Raw genomic sequence first — 24,616 nt, forward strand, 5'->3', positions numbered from 1 at the left:
GAGAGCTTACGCCTTCGCCTTTTCGAGAACGGAGTCGATGCCGGCCTTCATGTAGAAGTCGTTTTCGTTCACGTGGTCGAGTTCGCCATCGAGGATCATCTTGAAGCCCTTGATAGTCTCGGCAACCGGAACGTAAACGCCAGGGAAGCCGGTGAAAATTTCCGCCACGTGGAACGGCTGGGACAGGAACTTCTGGATCTTACGAGCACGGAAAACGACTTGCTTGTCCTCTTCGGAAAGTTCGTCGAGACCGAGAATCGCGATGATGTCCTGCAAGTCCTTGTAACGCTGCAACACGGACTGAACGCCACGGGCCACACGGAAGTGCTCTTCGCCGACGATGTCCGGAGCCAACGCGTTGGACACCGAAGCCAGCGGGTCAACCGCCGGGTAAATGCCGAGCTCGGCAATACGGCGCTCCAGAACGATGGTGGAGTCCAGGTGAGCAAAGGTGTTAGCCGGAGCCGGGTCAGTCAAGTCGTCCGCCGGAACGTAAACGGCCTGGAAGGACGTAATCGACCCCTTCTTGGTGGAGGTAATGCGCTCCTGCAGGATGCCCATTTCCTGAGCCAGCGTCGGCTGGTAACCCACCGCAGACGGCGAGCGACCGAGCAGAGCGGACACCTCGGAACCGGCCTGCGAGAAGCGGAAGATGTTGTCGACGAACAGGAGCACGTCCTGGTTCTTTTCGTCACGGAAGTATTCGGCCATGGCCAGACCGGACAGCGCCACACGCATACGCGCGCCGGGCGGTTCGTTCATCTGACCGTAAACGAGGGCCACCTTGGACTTGGAAAGATCTTCCTGGTTGATAACGCCGCCTTCGGACATTTCCCAGTAAAGGTCATTTCCTTCGCGGGAGCGCTCACCCACACCAGCAAACACGGAATAACCACCGTGCGCCTTCGCGATGTTGTTGATGAGCTCCATGATGACCACGGTCTTGCCCACACCTGCGCCACCGAAGGCGCCAACCTTACCACCCTTAATGAACGGGCAGATCAAGTCGATGACCTTAATGCCGGTCTCGAGGATGTTGGCTTCCACGTCCTGATCGACGAGGGCCGGTGGCTGACGGTGAATCGGGTAACGCTTCTCCGTTTCGCAGGGTCCGCGTTCGTCCACGGTGTCGCCGGTGACATTGAAAATACGGCCGAGAACGGGCTCGCCGACCGGAACGGTGATCGGGTTGCCGGTGTCGAGGACATCCATCCCGCGCACGAGGCCCTCGGTGGAGCTCATCGCAACGGCGCGCACCGCGCCTTCACCCAAGTGCTGCTGCACCTCAATGGTCAGACGGGTTTCCTTGCCCTGCAGCGTGTAGGTGATCTGCAGTGCGTTGAAGATTTCGGGGACGTTTTCCGACGAGAACTGTACGTCTACGACAGCGCCGAGGATTTGGACGATTTTACCGATGTTTGCCATGGGTCAAATGAGGTGTGTTGTTAAATTAGTTGAATTGCGTAGCGGCGGCGATTTCCAGAATTTCCTGGGTAATGGCAGCCTGGCGGGCTTTGTTGTATTCGAGGGTCAGGTCGCTGACGAGGTTCTTGGCGTTATCCGTCGCCGACTTCATCGCCACCATACGGGCGCTGTGTTCGGACGCCTTGGCGCCGAGCAAGCTTTGGTAGATGAGCTGCTTGACGTAAAGGGCCGGCAGCTCTTCGAGAATTTCCTTGGCACTGGGCTCAAAGATCATTTCGCGCTCGTCCTTGCTCGTGTCCGAGAGCTCGATCTTGTTGCGCTTCTTCACGTCTTCAATCAGGTCGTGAATGCCCGTCATCGGAACGATCGGCATCAGCGTGGGCTGCTGAACGAGCGTGTTGACGAATGCGCTGTAAAGGATCTCGATCGTGTCGATCTTGCCCTCTTCGTAAAGCTCGAGCATGTAGTTCACGATCGCGCGCACTTCGGCGTAAGTGACCTTGTCCGAGAGCGGGAAGTCCGCCATCAGCGGGCGCTTGGTGCGGGAGATGAACTGTGTGGCTTTCTTGCCAATGGTGACGAAGACGGCGTCGTCCTTGATCGCCATGATCTCCTTGAACAAGTTGCCGTTGAGCGGTCCGCAGAGGCCTTTGTCCGTACCGATCACGAGAATGCCGCGACGCTTGACCTCACGTGATTTAAGCAGCGGGTGCGAATCGGCAATTTCCTGGTTGGCGACCGACTCCAGAATTTCAGCCAGCAGGACGGCGTAAGCGCGCCCGGCCATGGCGACATCCTGCGCCTTCTTCATCTTCGACGCCGCCACCAGCTGCATCGCGCGGGTAATCTGCGATGTGTTCTTGACCGACTTGATGCGGCCGCGAATTTCTTTGGTGCTAGGCATGAGGGATAAAAATTATGAATTCAGAATTATGAATTATGAAAAAATTACTTCGTCGAGGTCTTAGTGCGTTTTGAAATCGTGGTGAAGATGGAAATAAGTTCGTTCGTTTCTTTGATGAGCGGACTGAGTTGAGACTGCTGAAAGATGTCTTCGGCTTTGAGGAGGCGTAACCAGTAAAGCGATTCGTTTAGTTCTCTTAGGCAAATGCCAAGAATTGAAATGAATTCCGCTTTGGACCTAGCTTTGACCGCTTCGCTATAATTTGCTCCTACGGATGTTCCAGAACGGAGCAGTTGTTTGCCAAGGGTTTGGGCGACGGTGCTTTTTGGTAATTTGCAGAAGAGTCGAATGATTCGTTGTGCGTATTTGAAAGTGCGCTCATCTAAATCGTTTCGCTTAACTACATCTGCCTCACTCACGTCCTCCTTTCATAATTCAGCATTCAAAATTCATAACTTAGAAAGAAGTTTTATTTAAAACTTCTTTTCCACTCTTCGACTGCGGACTTGAGCTTGCCAGCCACTTCGTCGCCGATCTTGCCGCCGCCGCGCACGGCGTCGAGGACGTCCTGCTTGGCGGTGGAGAGGAATTCGTGGAGAGACTGAACTGCGGTGGTGACCTTCTTGACTTCGATGTCGGAGAAGTAGCCTTCCTGCATGGCCCAGATCAGCGCGATCTGCTCTTCTGCCTTCTTCGGCGAGAGCGGCGGCTGCTTGAAGAGCTCAACTAGGCGGTCACCCTTTTCGAGGATAGCCTTGGTCTGAGCATCAAGGTCGGAGCCAAACTGCGCGAACGCGGCCAACTCACGATACTGGGCGAGCTCACCCTTCAGCTTACCGGCAACCTGCTTCATGGCCTTGACCTGAGCGGCAGAACCCACACGGGAAACCGACAGACCGACGGAAACCGCCGGGCGGATGCCTTGGTTGAAGAGGTCGGTTTCGAGGAACACCTGACCATCGGTAATCGAAATAACGTTGGTCGGAATGTAAGCCGAAACGTCGCCAGCCTGAGTTTCAATGATCGGCAGCGCGGTGAGCGAGCCGTTGCCATTGTTTTCGTTCACGCGAGCGGAGCGCTCAAGGAGGCGGCTGTGCAGGTAGAAAACGTCACCCGGATAAGCTTCACGACCAGCAGGGCGCTTCAGGATCAGCGAGATCTGACGGTAGGAAGCCGCGTGCTTGGAAAGGTCATCATAAACGATCAGCGCGTCCATGCCGTTTTCCATGTAGTATTCACCCATGGCGGCGCCGGCGAACGGAGCGATGTATTGGTTGGCCGGATTGTCCGCAGCCGGAGCAGCAACAATCGTGCAGTATTCCATGGCGCCGGTGTCTTCCAGGGCCTTAATCGTGCGGGCAATGTTGGACTGCTTCTGGCCAACGGCGACGTAGATGGAATACATCGGGCGGAAGCCTTCTTCAAAGCTGCCGTCTTCCTTCTTGTGCTGGTTGTTGATGTTGGCCTGGTTGATGATCGTGTCGATCGCGATGGTGGTCTTACCCGTCGCGCGGTCACCAATGATGAGCTCGCGCTGACCACGGCCGATCGGAATCATCGCGTCAATCGCCATGATACCGGTCTGCACCGGCTGGTCGACAGACTTACGGGGGATGATGCCGGGAGCGATCTTTTCAACCGGGAAAGTGGTGTCAGACTCAATGGCGCCCTTGCCGTCGATAGCTTGGCCGAGAGCGTCGACCACGCGGCCGAGCAGCGGCTTGCCCACGGGCACGGACAGCAGACGGCCGGTTGCCTTGGCTTCGTCGCCTTCCTTCAGGTGAGAGTAGTCACCGAGGACAACGACGCCGACTTCGTCTTCTTCGAGGTTCAGCGCGATGCCGTAAACGCCACCGGGAAACTCGATCATTTCGTTATACATGCAGCCAGACAGGCCGTCGAGCTTGGCGACGCCGTCGAAAACGCTCGTGATCTTACCGACATTGGTTTTGACGGTCTTGGTTTCGAGCTTGGCAATTTCCTGTTGGATCTGTTCGAGAACGGAACTCATGGCTTTTCTTTGAAATTATGAATTAAGAATTATGAAGTATGAAACGAAGCAAACAGTTGCTTAGGTGACGTTGAGCTCAAGTTGAGCGAGGCGGGTGGCAACGGATGCGTCGTAAACATCGTCCCCAACAGTAACGCGGACGCCGGCGATCAACTTCGGATTTTCCTGGGTAGTCGCGACGATCTTGCGATTGTATTCCTTGGTAAACTTTTGCTCGATTTCGGCCAGTTGGTTCGCGCCAAGCGGACCGGCAAACTCCACCTTGGCAGTGCCGCGGGCAATTTCGACTTCGAGGTAGTGTGCGTACTGCTTAAGCAGCGCCTTGAGATTACTCGGCGGCTCCAGCCCAAGGGCTTCCAGCACTGCGGACACACGCTCGTTCGTTGCCTGGCCGTCCTCATCGAGGGACAGGGCAACGAGCTTCTTGGCGAAGTCCTTAATGTGTTTGTCCTTGGCCATTGATTAGTTGGCGTAAAGTTCCTTGGCGGCGGATTCGCTGAAGCGTCCCTTTTCTTCGGCGGAGAGGTCGCGATCCAACACCTTGGCGGAGGTGGCGACAACGAGTTCGGCAACTTCCTTGCGGACATCGGTCAGCATCTGTTTGCGCTCCTGCTCGGAGGCAGCATGCGCCTTGGCGATGATCCCTTCAGCCGACTTAACGGCTTCCGCCTTTTGGGTTTCCTCAAATTTATGGGCGTTCTCGCGGGCTTCGGCCACGATCTTGGACGCCTCTTCGGAAGCTTCGCGGATCTTCTCAGCGCTATCCTTTTCGGCATTCGCGAGCGCAGCCTTCATTTCTTCTGCGTATTGCAGGCCGTCCTGGATCTTGCGTTGGCGCTCATCCATGGAGGCCATTACCGGCTTGAAGGCGAACTTCCAAATGACCACGGCCACGATGATGAAGTTGAGGCCTTGGGCGATGAGCAGCGCGGGCTCAACGTGGAAGTAGCTGGCTAATTGCTCAACGGTGCCTCCGTCGGAGCTCGCGCCGTGGGCGTCTGCGGCGGCAATTGTTAACAAGCTGCTGAACATGGCAATTGGGTCTTGGTTTTACGTGGAAGTGAGGGAGGAAAAAGATCGTGGGGCGACGCGCGCCGCCCCACGCAAGTAGTTTAGCTGCGACCGAGGAACAGTGCGTAGAACGCGACCGCTTCTGCGAGCGCCATACCGATGATGGACTGAACCAGGACCTTACCGGATGCGCCGGGGTTGCGGCCAACGGCTTCAACAGCCTTGGTGCCAACCATGCCTACGCCGAAAGCAGCTGCCAAGCAGCCGAGTCCGCCCTGAAGGCCGAGGTGAATGTCGCCAGTAATTTGTGCGATTGCTTCGATCATTTTAACTAGGTGTTTTTGGTGTTTCTTTTAAACCCGGCTGCCCACGCTCGTTGGTCAATGGTCCCAGCCGGGAAATTGTGTATCTATTATAGAAAGGGAAATTAGTGGTGCTCGTCGTCGCCGTGGTTCACGATGAGGCCGATGTAAACAGCGGTCAGGAGGGTGAAGACCAGCGCCTGCACGAGGCCGATCAGGATTTCGAGGAAGAAGAACGGCACCGGCACCACCCACGCGATCATGCCATGCATGCTCGTGAGCAGGTTTTCGCCGCCGAAGACGTTACCAAAGAGTCGGAACGGCAAGGAGACCAGACGAGAGGCGATCGAAACGCACTCAATCAAGCCCACACCCGCAAAGACAATGAAGAGACAGAAGTAGATCGCGCCGGGGACTTCGCTCTTTTCGGCCTTGTTGCCGAAGAGGTCGTAAATCAGCAGCTTGATGCCTGCGTAACGCAGCACATACCAAATCCACGCGATGAACGAAATAATTGCCAGCGCCAGTGTGGTGTTCAGGTCGGCATTGGCGGGGCGGAAATAGTAATAGAAGTGACCAAGCACGTATTGGCCGTCCTTTGCGCGAATCACTTGGCCAGCATGCTGGGCGGCTTCGGCGGCTTCCACGCTTGCATATTCACCGTCGACAACGAAGTGACCAAACGAGCCAACGCCCGGAAGCAAGCCGCTCCAGTTGTTAATCAAGATGAAGACGAACAACGTGATCAGCAGCGGGAAGACCTTTTTGATCAGCTTTTTGCCAATGATCGGCTCCATGATGTCGAGCACGCCCGTGAGCATGCTTTCAACCACGGCCTGCCCGCCAGAAGGAACCAGTTTGGGTGTGCCAACCAGCAGCTTAATCCCTATGATGAGCAATATAGAGATAACCCAGCCTGTAACCATTGCATTGGTTACGGGAAGTCCGAAGACGGAAAAAAGTTCGTAGGCATACGGGCTGACGCCACCGCCCCCTGCGGCCATCAATGGCGCAGCGGTGAGAAGGAAACCAGCTGGAAGAAGAAACTTGCGGAAATGAGCCATTCCGAGTGTCGGGTAAAGTCAGAGAGTGAATGAAAGGGGCCTATGAGTTGACTGAAAGCTGATAAGCGTCAACACTAGAAATTATAGGAATAACCTGTTTACCAGCATTTCTGCTCAACGCAATCAGCGCCGCTAATCCAAGGCGGTAACCAAAAGCACCTAACAAATGACTTCCCCAGTCGACATAACCGACAAGCTTTCCCGCTTCGATTCGCCCCATACCCCGACGCACTCTGCCCAAGCCAGCAGCAATGTCTCTGAACGCAAACTCCGGGGCGATCTCTTTTCCGGCCTCGTGCTCATCCTGCTCATCACCGCCATCGCGGCGCAGTTTGCCCTACTAGCCGCCATGGAATAACGCCGAAAGCACGGAGCGCCAAACGCGCTCGAAAAATTTAAAACACCCGTACAGTAAAACGCCCGCTGGCGGAACCAACGGGCGCTCAAAATTTGCTAACCGGCAAACTCTAGTCCATCGAGTCGTTACTAACCGGCCCATCGTTAATCAAGTTGCTCGGCATGTCCGACAGGATATTTTCCGGCATGTCTTGAATGGGATTCGCTGGCATATCCTGGATCGGATTGGCGGGCATGTCCTGAATCGGGTTTGCCGGCATATCCTGGATTGGATTCGCAGGCATGTCTTGGATTGGCGCGTAGTAGCCATCCTCACTGTATTGGCTGGCTACTGCATTGGGGTCCTTCTGATCGGTGATCGTCAGGCGCACGCTGTCAGCGCTGTTGCGGAAATCATAAAGATCTGACGTCACGGTTGAGCCGTCGTTGGAATGAACTTGGCGGCGTTCGCCCTCCTGCTCAAAGCGAATGACCATGTATCGGTCACTGAAGTCACGGCCAATCAGCGGGGTGACGTCGTAAGTTTGGACGCCAGTGCTGGAGCCCTTACGCAAAGCATTGTTTATCTGGTGAATCGGCTGACGCTGAAACTGCGCTCTCAGGCTGCGATCTGAATTGATGTCGTTCGTCGTGCCGATGTACATGATGCGAAGTGGGCGTGGCGCGCCTTCGATCTTGTCGAGGATGAAGCTCAGGAGCAGCTTGTTCTCTCCAGCGGCCTTGAGCTTCTCGCGTAAGCTGTTGGATTCCAGGTCAAAAATGGCAATGCCCTTGGCGGTCACGGTCTGCTGGAAAGTCCAGTTGATCCCCATAAGCACCAGCGAATCACCCGCTTCAAAATGTGAGTGATCGAAGCTGCCATAGACGTCGTTAGTCTGCGGCTTACCGGTGAGCGTGTAAGTATGGGAAGCCGTTACTACGGATTCAGCGTTAAGGGAAAGTGCGCTCAGCGCGGTCAAGCAAGAGAATATAGTAAGACGTAAATTCATGACGGGTGGTACGTTAGGACTGAATTACTGTATCACCTAGGCCTCATTTTTCCCCGTGGCAATGGAAATCATTTCTCGTGAAGCCACCCAATTCCACGAAAAATACAGTAAGGCGTGCGTAAAATGGTAATTTTCACAAAATTTATTCTGGGAATAGCCTAAATAATAATGCTTTACTGCTACGCTTCATTCTTCAGAATATTGTTTTACAATCCACATTCCCCCGTATAGTATTAAGATAGATGCAGTCGCCTGATAAAGCGTCACCGGGTTCCGAGATGGCTCGCGAATTTACGGTTCAGAACAAGATGGGCATACACGCCCGTCCTGCCGCGATGATTGTACGCGTGGCGAATAAATTTAACGATGTCGACGTGTGGGTCGACAAAGACGACGAGCAAGTGAATGGGCGCAGCATTATGGGCCTGATGATGCTCGCCGCAGGCCAGGGCTCAAAGCTCAAATTCATCGCCTCAGGCCCCGGCGCCGAAGACCTCCTCAACGAACTGGCCGAACTCTTCGAACGCAAGTTCGAGGAAGCCTAGGGCAACCAGCCTCCGGCTGGACCGGAGAGATTCGCGAAATGCGCAGAGAAGCATTTGCGTGTTCACCTTGGCCAGTCCAGACGCCAAACGCCTGCTTCCTGCACGAAGTAAAAATTACGGATTTTTTCCTGCGAGCCATCCCTCGCCTGCAGGTGGACCACGTCTTTCGTATTGCCATACGACGCCCAGTGGTAATTCAAATCGAGCATGGCAATTTCCTGACATACTCCGTTAAAGCCATCCGTCAGATACGACTGATTAACGTAGGCCACCGATCCAGCTGACCACAGCTTTTCAGCGGCCTCAAACTGCCCAGCTCTGCAGAGCTCAACGTATTGATCCACCACATCACGAGGACGGTTCCCGAGAGCATCCCGCTCAAAACGTGGCACGAGATGAAAAGTCAGCGCGAGAAAATACGCAGCTGCCAGACAGGCAATAACGCCAACAATCCTCACCCCCGCAAAAATCTTTGCCCATCCTGAAAGTGCGCTCCTGCGATTCGTCTTCATAGTTCAGCGTGCGACGCCGGTTTCAATGTAGCGCAGGATACGGGTGATGTTACGGGCATCGTCAATGCCACGATGGTGAACGCCTTCCAGCGATAGGCCAAGCTTATCCAAGGCCTGGTTCATGCCAAAGCGCTTTTTGACGCCCAGCTTGGTGGAAAACGCCTCCTTCAGGTTACGATGAGTTGCAAAAACCGGCATGCTCACACCGTGGTAATCGGCGTCCTGACGGAGTTGTTTCCGGTCATAGGCGCCCCAAGAGCAGAACTCGTGGTCAGGCCATTGGTTGGCCCATTCACGAAGGGCGCGAGCAGCTTCGGGAAAAGTCGGCGCCGCATCCACCTGCGCCTGAGTAATGCTGGTTAGATCGCGGCAAAAGCGTGTCAGCTGCGGATGCCGAACAGGCCGAATAAACGTTTGGAAATCAGAAACAGGTTCACCATCAGCATCCGCCATTACGGCGCCGATTTCGATAATTTCCATTTGATGGCGAGGGAAGCTGTTGCGATCACAACAGGTCGCTTCCAAGTCTATAATGAGATAGTGCATATGGTAACAGAGGGGTTACTTAGATTGTTCCCCAAGGCACAGCGCCTCAGGCGGGATTAGCATGCTGATATGAATGCACTTAATTCGGGCCATTAAACCCGGCCAGTTCCTTGGCGAAAATACCAATAGGCCGCATTCGCTCGATTGCCACTAACATCAGTGGCGTGCATTGCGCCACACAACTGCGACGCCTCATATAATGCTGACAAGAATTAGTACTGATCGTGTCCGCAAAGGCGAGAAAAAAACCAGGCTATCATCAACTAAAGGATACGTTTAGGCCAATCCCTCCGACTGGGCGCGCCCCGCTTACTTAGCCATCCACGTAATCCTGCAGCATCACTGCAATTTGCGGGGCGGCCTTGACGAGTTCATACTGCGTGGTGACCAGGGGCAGATTCAGATCGTGCGCAAGGGCAAGGTATTCGCATTGATAGGCGGAGAGGCCTGTCTGCAGGGCCAGGTCGAGCACCGACTCGTTGTCGATGTTGTATTGGCGTGGGTGCATCTTGTCGTCAGCAGCGCGGAGGACTTCCTGAGCGACCTTGGCCGCCAAGCGTCCCTCCCGCACGTAGCGCACTACGATGTTGCGAAATTCCGAGCGCCAAATCGGAGCCGAAGCCCAGGCAGGATCACGCGCATAGGCCTCCTGTGCGAGATCGCTCATTTCGCCTGGCAATAAAAGGAAAGCCAGCGGACCTGTATCCACGATGACCATACGCACAAGGTAGGCGCTATAACCTTGATTGTCAATCGCTTCACATCACTCGGCGATGCGATTTCTCACCCTGCCCCAACTCAATCCTTGCGCAGAAAGTCGTGAAGCTGCGCCGCGAGCTTTGGGCCAATGCCTGGAGCGCCCTGCAACTCCTCCACCGACGCCTGTCGCAGACGCTCAAAGCTCCGAAAATGTTCCAGCAACGCCTCCCGACGGACTGGCCCCAGGCCCTCAAATTCGTCGAGCACGCTTTCGCGGATTTTCTTACTGCGCAGCTCGGCGTTGAAGCTGTTCGCGAAGCGGTGCGCCTCGTCGCGTAGGCGCTGGAGCAGGTGTAGCGCCGGGTTAAAGTCCGGCAGGTTAATCGGCTCGCGGTCGTCCCCGAAGACGATGGTTTCCTCCCGCTTGGCGAGACCGAACAGCATGGGCGGCTCAAGCTCCAGCATCAGGAACGCCTTCATCGCGGCGCGGACCTGCCCCACGCCGCCGTCGATCACCACAATGTCCGGAAATGGTTTTTCCTCCTCGTGCAATCGGCGGTAACGGCGGCCCACCACCTCCTCCATCGCGCGAAAGTCGTCGTTGCCAATGAAGCTCTTGATCTTGAAGCGGCGGTAGTTCGCCTTGTCCGGCATCCCGTCGGTAAAACGGACCATCGAGGCCACGACAAAGCTCCCGGAAATATGCGATATGTCAAAGCACTCCAAGGTTCGCGGACGGCGGCTCATGCCCAGAATTTTCTTCAGCATGTCGGCGGCCTCATCGGCTCGCGGCATCGCCAGACGGGGCTCGCGGACAAACCGGCGTTGCTGCCGCAGCGTCTTTTTAAGCGCAAACATGACGTCGCGCAGGTGGGCGGCTTTTTCAAAGCGCTGATCGGCGGCGGCTTGTTGCATTTCCGCTTCGATATCCTTGACCCATTCGCGGGTCTTGCCCTCCAGAAAAGCCAGCCCAGCCGTGACGCGATCCTGATATTCCTCGGTCGTCACGTCTTCGGTTTGCTCGTAGATCTCCGCGCGAGCGTCGTCATAAAGCCGCCAACGACCGTCCTCCAGCCGCTTGGGCTTGGCGTCGCCGAGCAGGATGCCAAAGCGCTTCCGCATTTCGGCAAGGGTCTTCCGGAGCAGTCCACTGTGCGCAAACGGCCCAAAATACCGGGCGCCGTCCTCTAGCTTGTTGCGCGTCAGGCGGAAGCGGGGCAGCTCGTTGGACACATCCACGCGCACCATGAGGAACTGCTTATTGTCGGTAAAGTCGGTGTTGTATTTCGGCTTATACTGCTTAATCAGCTTGCCTTCCAGGAGCAGCGCCTCCTGCTCGCTGCGCACCTGAATGATGTCGAAGTCATGAATCAAGTCGATCATCGCGGCGACCTTGGGCTGGGCGATCATCTGTTTGCGCGACGGCTGAAAATAGGTCGAAACACGCTTCTTCAAACTCTTGGCCTTGCCCACGTAAAGCACGCCCCCGAAGCGATCCTTCATCAGGTAGACGCCCGGTCCGTTGGGCAATCGACGGACCTTTTCCTTGAGCTCGCTGGAGAACATGTGGGTTCGAAGGTTTGGAAGTTCGGAGGTTTGAAAGTTAATTGGAATGAGAAACTTTCCGTTTCGCAAACCTCCATAACTGCTTCATCACCCGCAAACGTTCAACCCCTCAACTTTAGAACCTTCAAACTTTCCGACATTCGAACCTCAAAAATCCCGCCACGGGTTGCAGGATGCCGATTTCTCCTTTGACTATAACCATATCTACACCCAACCAATTTCACCATGTCTACGACAACCAATGTCGACCTAATCACCTTGGGTGACGAGCTCCTACTCGGCATCCGCGAAAACGGACACCTCCTCTATATCGGGGGTGAGTTGGCGCGCCATGGCCTCGCCCTCCGTCGTAATGTCAGTTGCCGCGACACCCGCGAGGAAATTATCGACGCCTTTTCGGCCAGTTGGGAGACGGCGGACATCCTCATCACCACGGGCGGCCTCGGCCCCACCAGCGACGACAACACCCGCGAAGTCATTGCCGAATTCCTCGGACTGGAGCTGGATTTCCAGCCCGACATCGAGGCGCACATCCAGGCGCGTTTTGACCGCATTGGCCGCGTCATGTGCGAGAATAATCTCAAGCAGTGCTACTTGCCGCGCGGCGCGGAAATCATCCCCAACCCGCATGGCACGGCGCCCGGCATCTACCTGCAGCACCAAGGCAAGCGCCTCTTCATGCTCCCGGGACCAGCCTCCGAACTGCGCCCAATGTTTCACGAGCAGGTCCTGCCCCGCATTTGTGATGACGGCTTTTGCAGCCTCGAAGACGCCTACCTGCAAATCCGCACCATGGGCGTTGGCGAGAGCGCGCTCGAAATCAAACTTCAGCCCATCCTTGAGCGGCGCCCGGAAATCCACATCGCCTACTGCGCCCACCAGGGCATGGTCGATGTGCGCCTGAGCCAAGAAGGCCCGGACTCCGATTTCGCCCTGCTCCGCGCCGTCGGCGATGAATGCCGCGAAGCCCTGGGGCATGACTTCGTTTGCTTTGGCCACTGCCCGCTGGCAAAGTCGATTTTCAATTTCCTGCGCGCCCATGAGCGCACCCTCGCCGTCGCCGAGTCCTGCACCGGCGGACTCTTGGCCAATGCATTCACGGATATCCCCGGCGCCAGCAAGGTCTTCGCGGGTGGCATCGTGTGCTACAGCAACGAGTCCAAAATGGAGCTCCTTGGCGTGCCCGAATGCATTATCCTGCAGCATGGCGCAGTCAGCGCGGAATGCGCCGTGGCAATGGCCGATGGCGCCGCCGAGCGCCTGGGCACGGACTACGCGCTGTCGGTAACCGGCTTTGCCGGCCCCTGTGGCGGCACGCCGGAGAATCCAGTCGGCACGGTTTACATCGGCTACCACAGCCCGGTCGGCACGTGGTGCATCCGCATGGTTCACCCCGGCGAACGCGGCGCGGTCAAGGTTCGCGCCGTCAACCGCGCTTTGGACATCATGCGCCGCAAACTCCACAAATACAACCTCTCCGAAGCCCTCGTCTGCGAATGCCACGAACTGCGCTGCGAAGCCGAGGAAGCCATCGAAGAAGAAGTCGACAACCGGCGCGTGTGATTTAAATGTGTTAATCTACCCTTGTTACTCCCCCCATGAATCGCGACCTTGCCCTCGACCGTCTCAAGAACCACGACGAGCCCTTTGATTTCGTCATTATCGGGGGGGGCGCCACCGGGCTTGGATGCGCGGTCGACGCCGCCAGCCGCGGGCATTCCGTAGCGCTGATCGAAATGGCGGACTTTGCCAAGGCCACCTCCAGCCGCAGCACCAAGCTCGTCCACGGAGGCGTTCGCTACCTGAAGCAGGGCAACATTTCCCTCGTCCTCGAAGCGCTGAAAGAGCGCGGCCGCCTCTGCCAAAACGCCCCGCACCTGGTCAGCCATCAGGCGTTCATTGTGCCGATTTACAGTTGGTGGGAGGGGCCGTTTTACGGCATCGGCATGAAGGTGTACGACATGCTCGCTGGTCGCCTCGGCCTCGAACCATCGGAAAACCTCAGCCGCGCCGAAACCCTGGAGCGCATCCCCACGCTGGAGCAGGAAGGCCTGCAGGGCGGCGTCATTTACTACGACGGCCAGTTCGACGATTCGCGCCTGGCGATCAACCTCGCGCAGACCGTGTTCGATCAGGGCGGCATTGCGATTAATTACGTGAAAGCCGTCGGCCTGGAAAAGGAAGCCGGCATCATCTCCGGCGTCGAGTGTGAGGACGTCGAGACGAACCAGCATTTCCACATTCGCGCCAAGGCAGTCATCAATGCGACCGGCATCTTCACCGACAGCGTACGCCACTTGGACGACCCCAGTGCGCACAAGATGATCGCCGCCAGCCAGGGCGTGCACCTCGTGTTGCCCAAGGAATTCGTGCCGGGCGACGCCGCAGTGATGGTCCCACACACCACCGATGGCCGCGTGCTCTTTGCGGTGCCGTGGCATGAACACGTCGTCGTCGGCACCACCGACACGCCGCTGGACCACATCGACCTGGAGCCCCGCGCGCTCGAAGAAGAGATCGACTTCATTCTGGCCAACGCCGCGCAATACCTGGCGCGCGATCCGCAACGCAGTGACGTGCTCAGCGTGTTTGCCGGCCTAAGACCGCTGGTGAAAAGCGGCGGCTCGGGCAACACCGCGTCCATCTCCCGCGACCACACCATCGTCGTCGCCGACAGCGGACTGGTGACCATCTGTGGCGGCAAGTGGACGACCTACCGCAAGATGGCCGAGGACTGCATTGACCAAGCGGAAATGATTGCCGGCCTGGAATCCCGCCCTTGCGTGACGGCGGAGCTGAAGATTCACGGTGCCACCGATACGCCCAGCACCGACCACGCGCTCATGAGCCTTTACGGCAGCGACGGCGCCGAGATCAGCCAGCTAAACGCCAGCCGACACGACTTGGCCGCCCAGCTCCACCCCGACCTCCCCTACACCGTGGGCGAAGTCCACTGGGCAGTGAAGCACGAGATGGCGCGCAAAGCCGAAGACGTGCTCGCCCGCCGACTACGCGCGCTATTCCTCAACGCCCAAGCCGCTCATGACAGCGCACGGACGGTGGCCGACATCCTGGCCGCCGAGCTCGGCAACAGCGCCGACTGGGCTGCCGCCGAAACCCAACGCTTTCAAAAACTGGCCCGCAATTATTTGGTGAATCAATAGCCGCATCGAATGGCGTTGCTGCGCGCTCGTAACTGGATTATGGAATCGGTATGAAATTCCACTGCCGCCTCCCCATCTGCTGCGTAATCGCGGCGCTCCTGCTGTCCACCACTCAGGCGACTCACGCCCAAACTGATCGCCGCGACTCAACCTTGACCGTTATCGACGGCCCAACGGCGCTACACCAGCTGCTGGATGGCAACGCCCGTTTCATGAAGGGTGAGAAAATCAACCCGGACCGCGATAAGGCCGCACGCGCCAAAGTCGCCGCCAACCAGCGGCCCATGGCGATTATCCTGAGTTGCTCAGACTCCCGGGTGGCGCCAGAAATTTTGTTCGACGCCGGAGTGGGTGATTTGTTTGTGATCCGACTGGCTGGCAACACCCTGACCCGCGAAGGCCAAGCCAGCATGGAATACGCCGTCGCCGTGCTCGAGTGTCAGCTCATCATGGTGCTCGGCCACGAAAAATGCGGTGCAGTGGACGCCGGCATCAAAGCCTATCGCGACAGCGCGACCTTTCCTGGATCCATCGACACGCTGCTCGACAACATCGAGCCCGCCGTCGCCATTGCCAGCGCCGACGGCGACCCAACACTGGAAAAAGCGATCGATGAAAATGTCCGCGTCGCCGCGCAACAGATCAAGCTCGCGGGCAAAATCCTGCCACGCGCAGTGGCCGAAGGGAAGCTAACGGTGGTCGGCGGCGTCTACCACTTGGAAAGCGGCCAAGTCGAGCTGCTCAAACTAACTGAGTGAATCCCCGCCCCTACTCCGGCTCATTGAAGTAGATTTCAATGATGTTCGTCCAGTCGCTGAACTTGGCGTCGGAGTTGCCGTGCCCGACGATTTTGAGCTTCTTCAACCGGGTGGTTTTGAAGCTGAAAACGGTTTCATTTTCGCCTTCGCCCGGGTTCTGGACGCCTTCGGCGAGCATTTTCCAGTCCGCAGTGTTGCTGGAAGCGCCGAGGATATCGATCGTGTAGACACGCTCAAAGTGCTTGAGGAAAATAATCGTGACCCCGTCTAGCTTGACCGGTAAAGGTGATCGTGGGCGGCACATCTGGCTCCCCCTCCGCGCCGGGCTGGATCTCGCCACGCCAGGAGGATTTGCCCGAGACTTCGCCATCGATGGCCAACGACGCGGGATAATCGCCCCAACCACCAGTTGCGGTCGACTCCGCATGATTGGCCTCGGCAGTGACCTGGGCTTTGTCCAACCCGAAGGCCGGCAGCGTGACCAAGGCAGCGCAAGCGCTGAACAAACAGAAACGGACAAATGTCATGGCAGTGTGGAGAACGTAATGAAGCTCCCAAATGCTTAACTGACAAATGTCCGTTTGGCGAGTCCGTTCAAAAGATTACTCTTCCGCTGGCTTCGCCGCCTTCTTTGCTGCTTTTTTAGCCGCTTTCTTAGTCGCCTTTTTGGCGGCCTTCTTCGCCGCCTTCTTGGCCGCTTTTTTCACGGCTTTCTTGGCAGCCTTCTTCGCCGCCTTTTTGGCAGGCTTCGGTTCAGCAGGTTCGGGCTTAGCGGCGGGTTCAGGCTTCGGCTTGGGCTGCTCAGCAGCTGGCTTCGGCTTGCTTTCACCCTTCGGCTCCACCGGCTTGGGTTGCTCTGTTTGCTTGGGCTTAACCAACTCGCTGGGGGAACGTGGCTCGCGGCGCTGCTCCGGCTCGCGTGGCTTGCGGTCCTCACGGCGACGGTCGTCTGCTCGGCGATCTTCGCGCTTCGGTTGGTCGCCTCGCGGCGTACCGCCTTCACGCTCGCCACCCTGTGTTGGCTGACTAGGCTGGGATTGCTCGCCGCCCTGCTGGTCACCCTGACCTTCGCGATTGCGGCGGTTGCGACCTCCGCGACGACGGCGGCGACGGCGCTTCTTGCCGCCCTCCTGATCGTCACCCTGGGGCTGGTCGCCACTTTGCTGGCCATTGCCAGGGCCATCCCCTGATTGCGCGTCGTCGGATTTCTCCTGCGACTGCTGTTCACGGCCACGATCACGATTCTGCTGATCACGACCGCGATCTTTCTGCTTCTGCTTGCGGTCGCGGGTGCGATCAAGCTGCTTTTTCGCCTCTTCCTTTTGCTTCTGCATCAGGCGGCGCGATTCTTCGAGAAGCTCGTCGAGTTCGTCGTCCTCTTCCCATTCATCTTCGTCCCAATCGTCGTCCTCACCGGGGGGTGGGGCATCGGCAGGGCGCTCGCGGGGCGGCGTGGGGATTGGCTCGGGCTCGACGGGGAAATTCTTGCGCTCGGGCAACTGCACACGGTGCGCGGCCTTGGGCAATGGCGAAACCGCCACTGGAATCTTGGGCTCCTCGCGTGTGCCTTGCGGGCGAATTACGATCTGGCTGACGCAGTTGTTCTCCTTGAAGCGGAGGACGGTCTCCACCGCCTGGGCAAAGAGCGCGTTCTCAATGGCGCTTTGCGGCTCCATTTGGATGCGCGCCTTCGGGTCGGCCTCGCCAACGTTGGCCTGCGGATAAAGCGTGCTGACCTTGACGCCCGTGTCGCGCACCTCTTCAAACAGCTGTTGACCGAAAAAATGTAGGCCACCTTGCGTGGCGGCGGCAGTGGCGCCCGCAGCCGGACCTTGCCCGTTGTAGGCGATGTTGATCACGTAGCCGTGGTATTTGATGAGCGTCGGCAGCGCGAGGCGCGTCAGGTAAACCGCGCTCAGCAGCTCGGTTTGCAGGGCGTATTCCAGCTCCTCCAACGGCGTTGCTTCAAAGGCTTCGGATGGCGTATGGCGCGCGGCGTTGACGACCACGTTGATCATCGGGTTCCGCGCGATGATCTGTGCGAAGGCGCTTTCCAGCTCCTCCCGCGAGGTCAGGTCGACGCTGACGCCGATGAAGTCCGGATGCTCGAAGGGGCACTTCGAAAAGTCCTGAGCGAATCCGTATACGCGAAATCCGAGTTCAATTAATTTCCGGGCGATCTGCAGGCCAATGCCGCGCTCGGCGCCGGTCACAAGTGCTATGTCCATGAGGTTTGTTTATGAGCGCTTCAAAACTGCCGGAGTGATCGGCGGGCCAATGCAAACGGCGCACGGCGGGCCTGACCTAAGGCGAAGTGGCGGGTTTTCAAGCGAGTAAAATTGGTGGTGAGCTTTGCAATCGAAGCGGCTAACTAAGACGCTTGGCCGCCCAGGCGCAAGTCTGGATAATGCATTGTCCGGCACGCGACAAAAGCGGGTTTTCGATGGACAACGCGCTCTCTTGGCGGCAACTTACCCTTTGCCCTGCTAAGCCATTCCCAGGGAGACGCCAATCACGGCACAAATACTGAATGCGCTCATGAAGTCTGTCATTATTTATTCGGGGGGTCTCGACTCGACCGTCCTGCTTTACCACCTCCATACGGCCGGCGGAGAAATCGGCGCGCTGAGCATAAACTATGGTCAACGCCACGCGCGCGAAATCGAGTGCGCGAAAAAGAACTGCGCCGCGCTGGGCATCGAGCACCGCGTGGCCGACCTGACCTCGCTCGCACCGCTCCTCGGCGACAACAGCCTGACGGACCACAACACCGCCGTCCCCAAGGGCCACTACACCGAGACCACGATGAAGGCCACCGTGGTCCCCAACCGCAACATGATCATGCTCTCCGTCGCCACGGGCTGGGCGATCAGTCGCCAGGCCGATGTCGTCGCCTACGCCGCGCACTCCGGCGACCACGCGATTTACCCGGACTGCCGACGCGAGTTCGCCGACGCGCTCGACAAGGCGATTCAGCTCGCGGACTGGCATAAGGTTAAGCTTTACCGACCATTTGTCACCTGGACCAAGGCCGACATCGCCAAGCGCGGCGAGGAACTCGCCATTCCCTTTACCGACACCTGGTCGTGCTACGAAGGCGGGGACAAGCACTGCGGCTGCTGCGGCACCTGCATCGAACGGCGCGAGGCATTTTACCTGGCCGAAGTCGACGACCCAACTCCCTACGATGACGGCGCACCCACCGTCGATGAGCTCATCGCCCAATCCTGGAGGCCTGCATGATCACCTGCCGCAAGACTTATAAAGACGTCCCCTTTGGCCATCGCCAGCCGTTTCACGACGGGCATTGCGCATTCATCCATGGGCACAATTGGTCGATCACCGTCACCTTCGCCTGCCAGGAGCGCGACGAAAATGGCTTCGTGGTCGACTACGGGAAGCTCGGATTTCTCAAAAAGTGGATCGACGAAAACCTCGACCACGCCTGTGTTTTTCGCAAAGACGACCCGCTACTGGAGACTCTCGTGAACGCCGCGCCGGAAGCGTGGAAGGTCTACCTCGTGGACGACTGCTCCAACGAGGGCCTGGCCATTCACGTCTACGAAGTGTTTGACCGCTTAGTCCGCGACGACACCAATGGCCGCGCCTGGGTGACGGAAGTGGAAATCGAAGAAGACAGCAAAAACGCGGCAAAGTATGCCCCAGATCGCCCCCAGTAACCGGGCTCAGCGATTAAGCAGTCCGGGCCGTTTTAGCGGCTTTTTCCTGCTTGTGCTCAAGCTCCACACGCAAGACTTCCAGCTCCTGCGCTTTTTCCATCAGCGCCTCTTCGGACTCCTGGAGGTAGCGCTCACGCTCGTCCAGCTCCTCCTTACGCGATGCATATTGCTCATTGAAGGTCGTAAACTCGCGCAAGATGTCCACGATGCGATGCGCATCATCGAGATCCTTTTTCAGCTTGGACACTTCGCCAAGCATCGTCTCGATGGGACCCGCCGGGCGAAAGGGATTGCCCTCGCCTTCGACTTCATCGTCCGTCAGCAAAATCCACTCGGCGTCATCGCCCGCCATGTCTTCGTGCAGGAAGCAAATCTCCCAATCCGGATATTTCTCGCTCAAGGCTTTTATGTCCGGCATCGTCTGGGTCTCATCCAGCACGTTATCACCCACCGCAACCCACCAACGGTCTTGCTTCCGGGCGGTTTTCAAAAACTTCTTGATCTGCGGTAAAGTCATCTAGAGATAAGGGAAAATAATGGGGCGAAGATGAGTAGAAAGTCGAACCCTACCGCCTGTAAAGACAAATATGACATTTCATTTACAACTACAGAATACCTATTACCCTATAGTAGAGCATTTTAGCACGTTTCAGGGTGAAGGTTGCCATGTCGGGCGCGCGGCTTACTTTATACGCACTTACGGCTGCCCTGTGCACTGCCCTTGGTGCGACTCTGCTAATACCTGGCGCCCGGATCAGCGTCCCGCTAAAGTGCCCAAAATGTCCGCCGCCGAATTGATTCAGCTAGCAGTCGAGGCGCGACCGGATTTTGTCGTCATTACCGGCGGCGAGCCTGCAATTCACGACCTATCCCCACTCACAAGCGGCCTCCACGAAGCCGGGCTCCGCGCGCACATCGAAACCAGCGGCACGTTTGCCCTGAAGGGGGAATTCGACTGGGTCACGGTTAGCCCGAAGCTCTACAAGGCGCCGCTGCCAGAGCTAATTCAGCGCGCGGATGAACTAAAACTCATTGTCGAAAACGAGGACAGCATCGCCTACTGGGAGCGCGAACTCGGCCCCGAACTCACCCGCAAGGACCGGCACGTCTGGCTGCACCCCGAGTGGGGCCAACGCGAAAACCCGGAAATCCTCGCACTCATCGCCGAAACCGTCCGCCTACGTGGCGCCCCTTTTCGCGCCGGCTGGCAAATGCACAAGCTTTATAATGTGCTGTAAACGTTCGGAGTTTGAAAGTTTGAACGTTCCAAGGTTCGGATGTTCGAAGGCTAAATAGATGGAGTGAAGGCATTCAGCATCTCACCTCCCCAACCTTCGAGCACTCTCACATCCGAACGTGCAAATTTATTCAAAATACGGCGCAATCGGACCCTCGTAGTCAGGCTTGGCATTTTCGACAATCACATTGGAACGAATGCCGCCGCGCCCGCGCCAAATCGCCTCTAAACGCATCCAACGGGGCTCAAGCAGCGTCCACATCTCATCAAAAATGGCATTCGACGCGGCCTCGAAGAAAATCCCCTTCGTGCGGAAATCCTGCAAGTAGAGCTTGTAAGCCTTGAGCTCGACACAGGTGGCGTCCGGCACAAAGGTCAGCACGATCTTGCCGAAGTCCGGATGCCCAGTCTTGGGGCACAGCGAGGTAAATTCCTCCGCCACATGCTGAATGACATAATTGCGCCCCGGCGCCGGATTAGGAAAGATTTCGATGTCCATGGAATTGGGGATATGGGCTGGGTGCAGGGTGGCAATGGAAAAAGCCTAATTAGCAAATTCAACTTCTTCCAACATATCTATCTCCTTGGAATAGCTCTGTGGCTTATTCAGAATAGGAGCAGTAAAAGGGATAAGACTTATATCCGCATTAGTCGATATATGATCAATTTTTACTTCAGTAACCTTACGCCCGTATAGTGAATGTATTGCCAAAAAAGAAAACATGCAGCCATTAACTTCTCTGTAATCCGAGTAATCAATTACCAGAAAGCCCGATTCACCAGCGTTCACTTTTACTTCCCTAGAGATTAAAAAAGTTTCTGGATCCAACCAGTAATTAATGCAGTCGCCACCTTTTAACTCAGCTTGAATTCCGATAAGTTCAGAAGTACTAGATAGCAAAGAAAAAGAAATATCCTGGCGAGAGGCATCCATCAAATAACTGAAAAATACGGAATCTCTACACATTGTTTCACTCTCCGATTCACTCATCCAACGCACCATTTTGTGACCTCCTCGTTCTTCCATGAACCACCCCCAATTTCCATCATAAACCTGTGCAGTAAATCCATCGGAACTAATAACATCGAATCGAAGAAGATTCGGTCGCAAAAGCAAGAACCGGAATGTAGACACGCCTTCTTTAGTTTCTAAAGAGCCAGTAACTAGCAGTGAAGTAATGTGATCAGCTTGCTTATTGCCCACGACCGCATGCCGGTATTTGTCAATTATCGTCAGGATTCGTGGTGAAATTGATTCTTCCTGATCTTCAATAGCCTCAAACATCCTTTCATCGATATAAGAGAATACATTCAGCGCACCGCAGTTTGACGAAACAATCAACAGAAGCGCAAAATGTAGAATAATAAATCGATTTTTCATGAAAAAAAATGCCCCGAACTAGCGGAGCACTAAGAAAAATGTCTGAAAGTAGGTGTTAACGTCGACGCCTCTGAGCAGCAAAAACCAATCCGACTAAGCCTACAATGAATGCGTATGTTTGCGGTTCGGGCACGGCAGCAATAGTATAACTCGCAATTTTAAGATCATCGCCAATAAATCCGCTATAATTGACGATGGACGAGTCACTAGGCAGAACTAGATTGCTGTCTTCGTAAAAACCATATGGTGAAGAAATTGTCGCACTATCATTTGCAAACCAAATAATAGCAAAAGTCATACCAGAAGTGATCGGGGACCCCGAGGAAGAAAGAGGCACATCTGAAACCTCATCAGCATATCCTGGCAAAAACGCAATTGGAGGCCCCGTCTCGGTCTCGTTCAGCGTAGAACCAAAAGTATACCAGTCATCTGTATCAACGCCCCCAACTTGCAAATAGGTTCCACCCCCAGTTCCAAGGCTCGAAATATCAAAAGAATTGTAAGCACCCTCCAAGAACCCATCCCCACCAGTATCGACTACGATGGCGTAGCTCATTCCACTGGAAGCAATGCCAGATTCATCAGCAAAATTACCGGAACGAATTTGAATGCCAACTGTGCCAAAGGCAACAACTGGTAAAAACAGTAAAGCAACTAAAGCTTTAGAGCGATTCATATCAGGAAAGTATCGAGGTTGTTATTCGGAAAGGTAAGATTGAACTGCTGTCCAAACTACATTTTCTGCATTAGCGGCTGGCTTACGAAGAATGTAGCTTTGTCCCGGTTGTAAGAAAAATTGATTGGGAACATCAGTAGGATCATCGACACGGGTACCACCATCGTACCAACCATAACCTTCGTAGTAAATTATTGAGTTTGATGGTGCTTTGTTCTGTGCAGCCAAATCATTGTCGAAGATAAGAAGCTCAGTAAGATTGGCAATATTAAGGTCTACATTACCAATCATTTCTGGGATTGGACTGAGAAATACAATGCGATTATCCTGCTGTACGCCACTATCAATCGTTCGCAGAATTGAACGATGTGCCTCCATAGGAACCCCCCCTGCTATTACGAGTTGGTAGTCCGAGCCACTGCTATTTCGCAGAGTCAAAGCCTCATAAGGAAAAAGTATATTATTTTCAACAGGAGTGCCACCATCATACCAGCCATATCCAGTGTAATGCTGGTAAGAATTTGATGCTGCTAGATTGGTGCCTGCAATATTATTGCTATACAATAGCAGCTCTATGTCATTCGGCCCATCAGAATCGATTAAAGCACCAGGGGTCCAGTGGGGAATGATTTTAATAGTGTCCCCTGTTTCCATACCTGTCGCAACATCAGCCAGATCATCGTCCTCACCTAAACCATAAGGGTCTAGGTCGACGGTAATTGAGTTAGAATCATTTGATGTAATAGTATAGAAGGCACCCTCCTTTGCTCCAGTAGCGAAAAGAACATAGTAGTGGTCGTCTTGCACGCCATCTTCGTATACGAACTCATCGATGCTCCAATCTGGACTTCCATTCAGAATAATCTGATTTTCGCTAACCGACAGGACTGTCCCCTGAAATGCTATTGGTCGCGTAAAAGGAATACCGATTGCGGTATCACTACCCGCAGGGCAGTCGATCACCATCCCACCCAAGATTTCGGTGGTGGCGGCATTTAGAGGAGCGGCGAGTGCAAGGCCCGCCAAGACTGTAAGGTGGGAAATTTTCATGAGAGGACTAGACTAGTTAAAATCATTCAGTCGTATCATCGCGTTTTTTTCAAGGCTATAATAGCATGTGAGGATTAAGATTAGCTTAATCCAATGCAACAATTAGGTGTTTTACGTTTTTTTGTCGGCTGCGAGCGGCCCAAAACGCTATTTGGAATGAAATTAGTTCTCAAATTGGATTGATTTTTGGAATCATTCCAATTTAGTTATTCGGCATGATAAATTTGACCAATACCGCGAAAGCTAACCTCGAGGATGCGCTAGCCCGCAGTGGCCTGCGCTCCACGCGGCAGCGCGAACAAATCTACGCGGTATTGCTCAAGCGGCGTGATCACCCGACAGCCGACGAAGTCTACGCCCGCGCGAAGGAAGTCATGCCCACCATCTCCCTCGCCACCGTCTACAATTGCCTGGAAACCCTGGTTGACTGCAGCCTGGTGAAGAAGCTCAACTACGAGCGCGAGCCCAGCCGCTTTTGCCCGAATGACGGCGAACACGCCCACTTTCTCGACGAGGCGGATGGCCGGGTTTACGACATTTTATTGCCCGAAGATTTCCAAAATACTGTGAGCAAGATCCTCCCCCGCGGCTTTGAAGCGAAAAAAGTCAAGTTGACCTTCACTGGATACGCTCCCAAAGACCTGGACACCAATTCTTTATAAACAAGCGTGCGCCATTTCGGCGCTAGGATTTCCGTCTTCAATCAGCCGCCTCAATCCAACAACACCCCCAACTCCAC

The 24,616-nt window shown here is 55.6% G+C and carries 30 protein-coding genes; 9 read left to right on the forward strand and 21 right to left on the reverse strand.

Annotated features, from left to right (window positions below; translation table 11 throughout):
• Window positions 1-6 precede the first annotated feature (6 nt).
• The 8 genes from atpD to atpB form a co-directional block, all read right to left on the reverse strand.
• On the reverse strand, window positions 7-1,425 hold the full coding sequence (gene atpD, locus RBB63_RS12920; protein WP_309384870.1) for a F0F1 ATP synthase subunit beta: 1,419 nt from the start codon (window positions 1,423-1,425) through the stop codon (window positions 7-9).
• Window positions 1,426-1,450: 25 nt separating this feature from the next.
• Window positions 1,451-2,329, reverse strand: a complete 879-nt coding sequence (atpG, locus tag RBB63_RS12925; protein ID WP_309384872.1) for an ATP synthase F1 subunit gamma — start codon at window positions 2,327-2,329, stop codon at window positions 1,451-1,453.
• A gap of 44 nt (window positions 2,330-2,373) precedes the next feature.
• The gene (locus RBB63_RS12930; protein WP_309384874.1) at window positions 2,374-2,748 is read right to left on the reverse strand and encodes a four helix bundle protein; all 375 of its coding nucleotides are present in this window, start codon (window positions 2,746-2,748) and stop codon (window positions 2,374-2,376) included.
• Window positions 2,749-2,798: 50 nt separating this feature from the next.
• Window positions 2,799-4,340, reverse strand: coding sequence for a F0F1 ATP synthase subunit alpha (gene atpA, locus RBB63_RS12935; RefSeq protein WP_309384877.1), 1,542 nt, complete (start codon window positions 4,338-4,340; stop codon window positions 2,799-2,801).
• Between the two features lie 60 nt (window positions 4,341-4,400).
• The gene (locus tag RBB63_RS12940) at window positions 4,401-4,799 is read right to left on the reverse strand and encodes a F0F1 ATP synthase subunit delta (RefSeq protein WP_309384879.1); all 399 of its coding nucleotides are present in this window, start codon (window positions 4,797-4,799) and stop codon (window positions 4,401-4,403) included.
• Between the two features lie 3 nt (window positions 4,800-4,802).
• Complete coding sequence (atpF, locus tag RBB63_RS12945) at window positions 4,803-5,372, reverse strand: F0F1 ATP synthase subunit B (protein ID WP_309384881.1); 570 nt, start codon at window positions 5,370-5,372, stop codon at window positions 4,803-4,805.
• 80 nt (window positions 5,373-5,452) lie between these two features.
• Entirely contained in the window at window positions 5,453-5,677 is a 225-nt protein-coding gene (locus RBB63_RS12950) for an ATP synthase F0 subunit C (protein WP_309384883.1), read from the reverse strand.
• Window positions 5,678-5,778: 101 nt separating this feature from the next.
• On the reverse strand, window positions 5,779-6,717 hold the full coding sequence (gene atpB, locus RBB63_RS12955; protein WP_309384885.1) for a F0F1 ATP synthase subunit A: 939 nt from the start codon (window positions 6,715-6,717) through the stop codon (window positions 5,779-5,781).
• Window positions 6,718-6,883: 166 nt separating this feature from the next.
• Here atpB and RBB63_RS12960 point away from each other — a divergent pair, with 166 nt between their 5' ends.
• Complete coding sequence (locus RBB63_RS12960) at window positions 6,884-7,075, forward strand: hypothetical protein (protein ID WP_309384887.1); 192 nt, start codon at window positions 6,884-6,886, stop codon at window positions 7,073-7,075.
• 109 nt (window positions 7,076-7,184) lie between these two features.
• On the opposite strand, the gene RBB63_RS12965 is transcribed toward RBB63_RS12960, so the two are convergent.
• Window positions 7,185-8,063 (reverse strand): hypothetical protein, encoded by an 879-nt coding sequence (locus RBB63_RS12965; protein ID WP_309384889.1) that lies wholly within the window; start codon window positions 8,061-8,063, stop codon window positions 7,185-7,187.
• A gap of 242 nt (window positions 8,064-8,305) precedes the next feature.
• Between RBB63_RS12965 and RBB63_RS12970 the strand changes: the two genes are divergently transcribed.
• Window positions 8,306-8,608 carry an HPr family phosphocarrier protein gene (locus RBB63_RS12970; protein ID WP_425503898.1) on the forward strand — a complete coding sequence of 101 codons (303 nt, stop codon included), beginning with the start codon at window positions 8,306-8,308 and terminating at the stop codon, window positions 8,606-8,608.
• 62 nt (window positions 8,609-8,670) lie between these two features.
• On the opposite strand, the gene RBB63_RS12975 is transcribed toward RBB63_RS12970, so the two are convergent.
• The 4 genes from RBB63_RS12975 to RBB63_RS12990 form a co-directional block, all read right to left on the reverse strand.
• Entirely contained in the window at window positions 8,671-9,120 is a 450-nt protein-coding gene (locus tag RBB63_RS12975) for a hypothetical protein (protein ID WP_309384893.1), read from the reverse strand.
• A 3-nt stretch (window positions 9,121-9,123) separates the two neighbouring features.
• Entirely contained in the window at window positions 9,124-9,666 is a 543-nt protein-coding gene (locus tag RBB63_RS12980; RefSeq protein WP_309384895.1) for a 3'-5' exonuclease, read from the reverse strand.
• Window positions 9,667-9,979: 313 nt separating this feature from the next.
• Entirely contained in the window at window positions 9,980-10,333 is a 354-nt protein-coding gene (locus RBB63_RS12985) for a type II toxin-antitoxin system VapC family toxin (protein WP_309384897.1), read from the reverse strand.
• Between the two features lie 131 nt (window positions 10,334-10,464).
• Window positions 10,465-11,931: an excinuclease ABC subunit UvrC gene (locus RBB63_RS12990; protein ID WP_309384899.1), complete on the reverse strand. Its 1,467-nt coding sequence runs from the start codon at window positions 11,929-11,931 to the stop codon at window positions 10,465-10,467.
• A gap of 225 nt (window positions 11,932-12,156) precedes the next feature.
• Here RBB63_RS12990 and RBB63_RS12995 point away from each other — a divergent pair, with 225 nt between their 5' ends.
• From RBB63_RS12995 to RBB63_RS13005, 3 genes are read left to right on the forward strand one after another with little or no spacing between them, the layout of a single operon-like run.
• Window positions 12,157-13,494, forward strand: coding sequence for a CinA family nicotinamide mononucleotide deamidase-related protein (locus RBB63_RS12995; RefSeq protein WP_309384902.1), 1,338 nt, complete (start codon window positions 12,157-12,159; stop codon window positions 13,492-13,494).
• A 35-nt stretch (window positions 13,495-13,529) separates the two neighbouring features.
• Complete coding sequence (locus RBB63_RS13000; RefSeq protein ID WP_309384904.1) at window positions 13,530-15,095, forward strand: glycerol-3-phosphate dehydrogenase/oxidase; 1,566 nt, start codon at window positions 13,530-13,532, stop codon at window positions 15,093-15,095.
• Window positions 15,096-15,145: 50 nt separating this feature from the next.
• Window positions 15,146-15,853, forward strand: a complete 708-nt coding sequence (locus tag RBB63_RS13005) for a carbonic anhydrase (RefSeq protein ID WP_309384905.1) — start codon at window positions 15,146-15,148, stop codon at window positions 15,851-15,853.
• Window positions 15,854-15,863: 10 nt separating this feature from the next.
• Here RBB63_RS13005 and RBB63_RS13010 read toward each other — a convergent pair whose 3' ends face one another.
• From RBB63_RS13010 to RBB63_RS13020, 3 genes are all read right to left on the reverse strand, one after another.
• Window positions 15,864-16,157 (reverse strand): hypothetical protein, encoded by a 294-nt coding sequence (locus tag RBB63_RS13010; RefSeq protein ID WP_309384907.1) that lies wholly within the window; start codon window positions 16,155-16,157, stop codon window positions 15,864-15,866.
• Entirely contained in the window at window positions 16,087-16,359 is a 273-nt protein-coding gene (locus RBB63_RS13015; RefSeq protein WP_309384909.1) for a hypothetical protein, read from the reverse strand. Before RBB63_RS13015 ends, RBB63_RS13010 begins: the two co-directional genes overlap by 71 nt.
• 96 nt (window positions 16,360-16,455) lie before the next feature.
• Window positions 16,456-18,081: an SDR family NAD(P)-dependent oxidoreductase gene (locus RBB63_RS13020; RefSeq protein ID WP_309384911.1), complete on the reverse strand. Its 1,626-nt coding sequence runs from the start codon at window positions 18,079-18,081 to the stop codon at window positions 16,456-16,458.
• A gap of 310 nt (window positions 18,082-18,391) precedes the next feature.
• On the opposite strand from RBB63_RS13020, the gene queC reads away from it, so the two are divergent.
• Window positions 18,392-19,096 carry a 7-cyano-7-deazaguanine synthase QueC gene (gene queC / locus RBB63_RS13025; protein WP_309384913.1) on the forward strand — a complete coding sequence of 235 codons (705 nt, stop codon included), beginning with the start codon at window positions 18,392-18,394 and terminating at the stop codon, window positions 19,094-19,096.
• The gene (locus tag RBB63_RS13030) at window positions 19,093-19,533 is read left to right on the forward strand and encodes a 6-pyruvoyl trahydropterin synthase family protein (protein WP_309384915.1); all 441 of its coding nucleotides are present in this window, start codon (window positions 19,093-19,095) and stop codon (window positions 19,531-19,533) included. Before queC ends, RBB63_RS13030 begins: the two co-directional genes overlap by 4 nt.
• A gap of 13 nt (window positions 19,534-19,546) precedes the next feature.
• Here RBB63_RS13030 and RBB63_RS13035 read toward each other — a convergent pair whose 3' ends face one another.
• Window positions 19,547-20,050, reverse strand: a complete 504-nt coding sequence (locus RBB63_RS13035) for a hypothetical protein (protein WP_309384917.1) — start codon at window positions 20,048-20,050, stop codon at window positions 19,547-19,549.
• A gap of 70 nt (window positions 20,051-20,120) precedes the next feature.
• Between RBB63_RS13035 and RBB63_RS13040 the strand changes: the two genes are divergently transcribed.
• Window positions 20,121-20,771: a 7-carboxy-7-deazaguanine synthase QueE gene (locus RBB63_RS13040; protein ID WP_309384919.1), complete on the forward strand. Its 651-nt coding sequence runs from the start codon at window positions 20,121-20,123 to the stop codon at window positions 20,769-20,771.
• Between the two features lie 126 nt (window positions 20,772-20,897).
• Here the strand turns inward: RBB63_RS13040 and queF are convergent, their stop codons facing one another.
• Genes queF through RBB63_RS13060 form a run of 4 tightly spaced genes read right to left on the reverse strand, consistent with a single transcriptional unit; the run spans window position 20,898 to window position 23,877 of the window.
• Window positions 20,898-21,269 carry a preQ(1) synthase gene (gene queF / locus RBB63_RS13045; RefSeq protein ID WP_309384921.1) on the reverse strand — a complete coding sequence of 124 codons (372 nt, stop codon included), beginning with the start codon at window positions 21,267-21,269 and terminating at the stop codon, window positions 20,898-20,900.
• A gap of 45 nt (window positions 21,270-21,314) precedes the next feature.
• Window positions 21,315-22,151, reverse strand: a complete 837-nt coding sequence (locus RBB63_RS13050) for a hypothetical protein (protein WP_309384923.1) — start codon at window positions 22,149-22,151, stop codon at window positions 21,315-21,317.
• Between the two features lie 55 nt (window positions 22,152-22,206).
• Window positions 22,207-22,827, reverse strand: coding sequence for a hypothetical protein (locus RBB63_RS13055; protein ID WP_309384925.1), 621 nt, complete (start codon window positions 22,825-22,827; stop codon window positions 22,207-22,209).
• A 21-nt stretch (window positions 22,828-22,848) separates the two neighbouring features.
• Entirely contained in the window at window positions 22,849-23,877 is a 1,029-nt protein-coding gene (locus tag RBB63_RS13060) for a TIGR02597 family protein (protein WP_309384927.1), read from the reverse strand.
• Between the two features lie 215 nt (window positions 23,878-24,092).
• On the opposite strand from RBB63_RS13060, the gene RBB63_RS13065 reads away from it, so the two are divergent.
• Entirely contained in the window at window positions 24,093-24,539 is a 447-nt protein-coding gene (locus RBB63_RS13065; RefSeq protein ID WP_309384928.1) for a Fur family transcriptional regulator, read from the forward strand.
• The last annotated feature ends 77 nt before the right edge of the window (window positions 24,540-24,616 follow it).

This window comes from Cerasicoccus frondis, from assembly GCA_031296915.1.
GTDB classification, from domain to species: domain Bacteria; phylum Verrucomicrobiota; class Verrucomicrobiia; order Opitutales; family Cerasicoccaceae; genus Cerasicoccus; species Cerasicoccus frondis.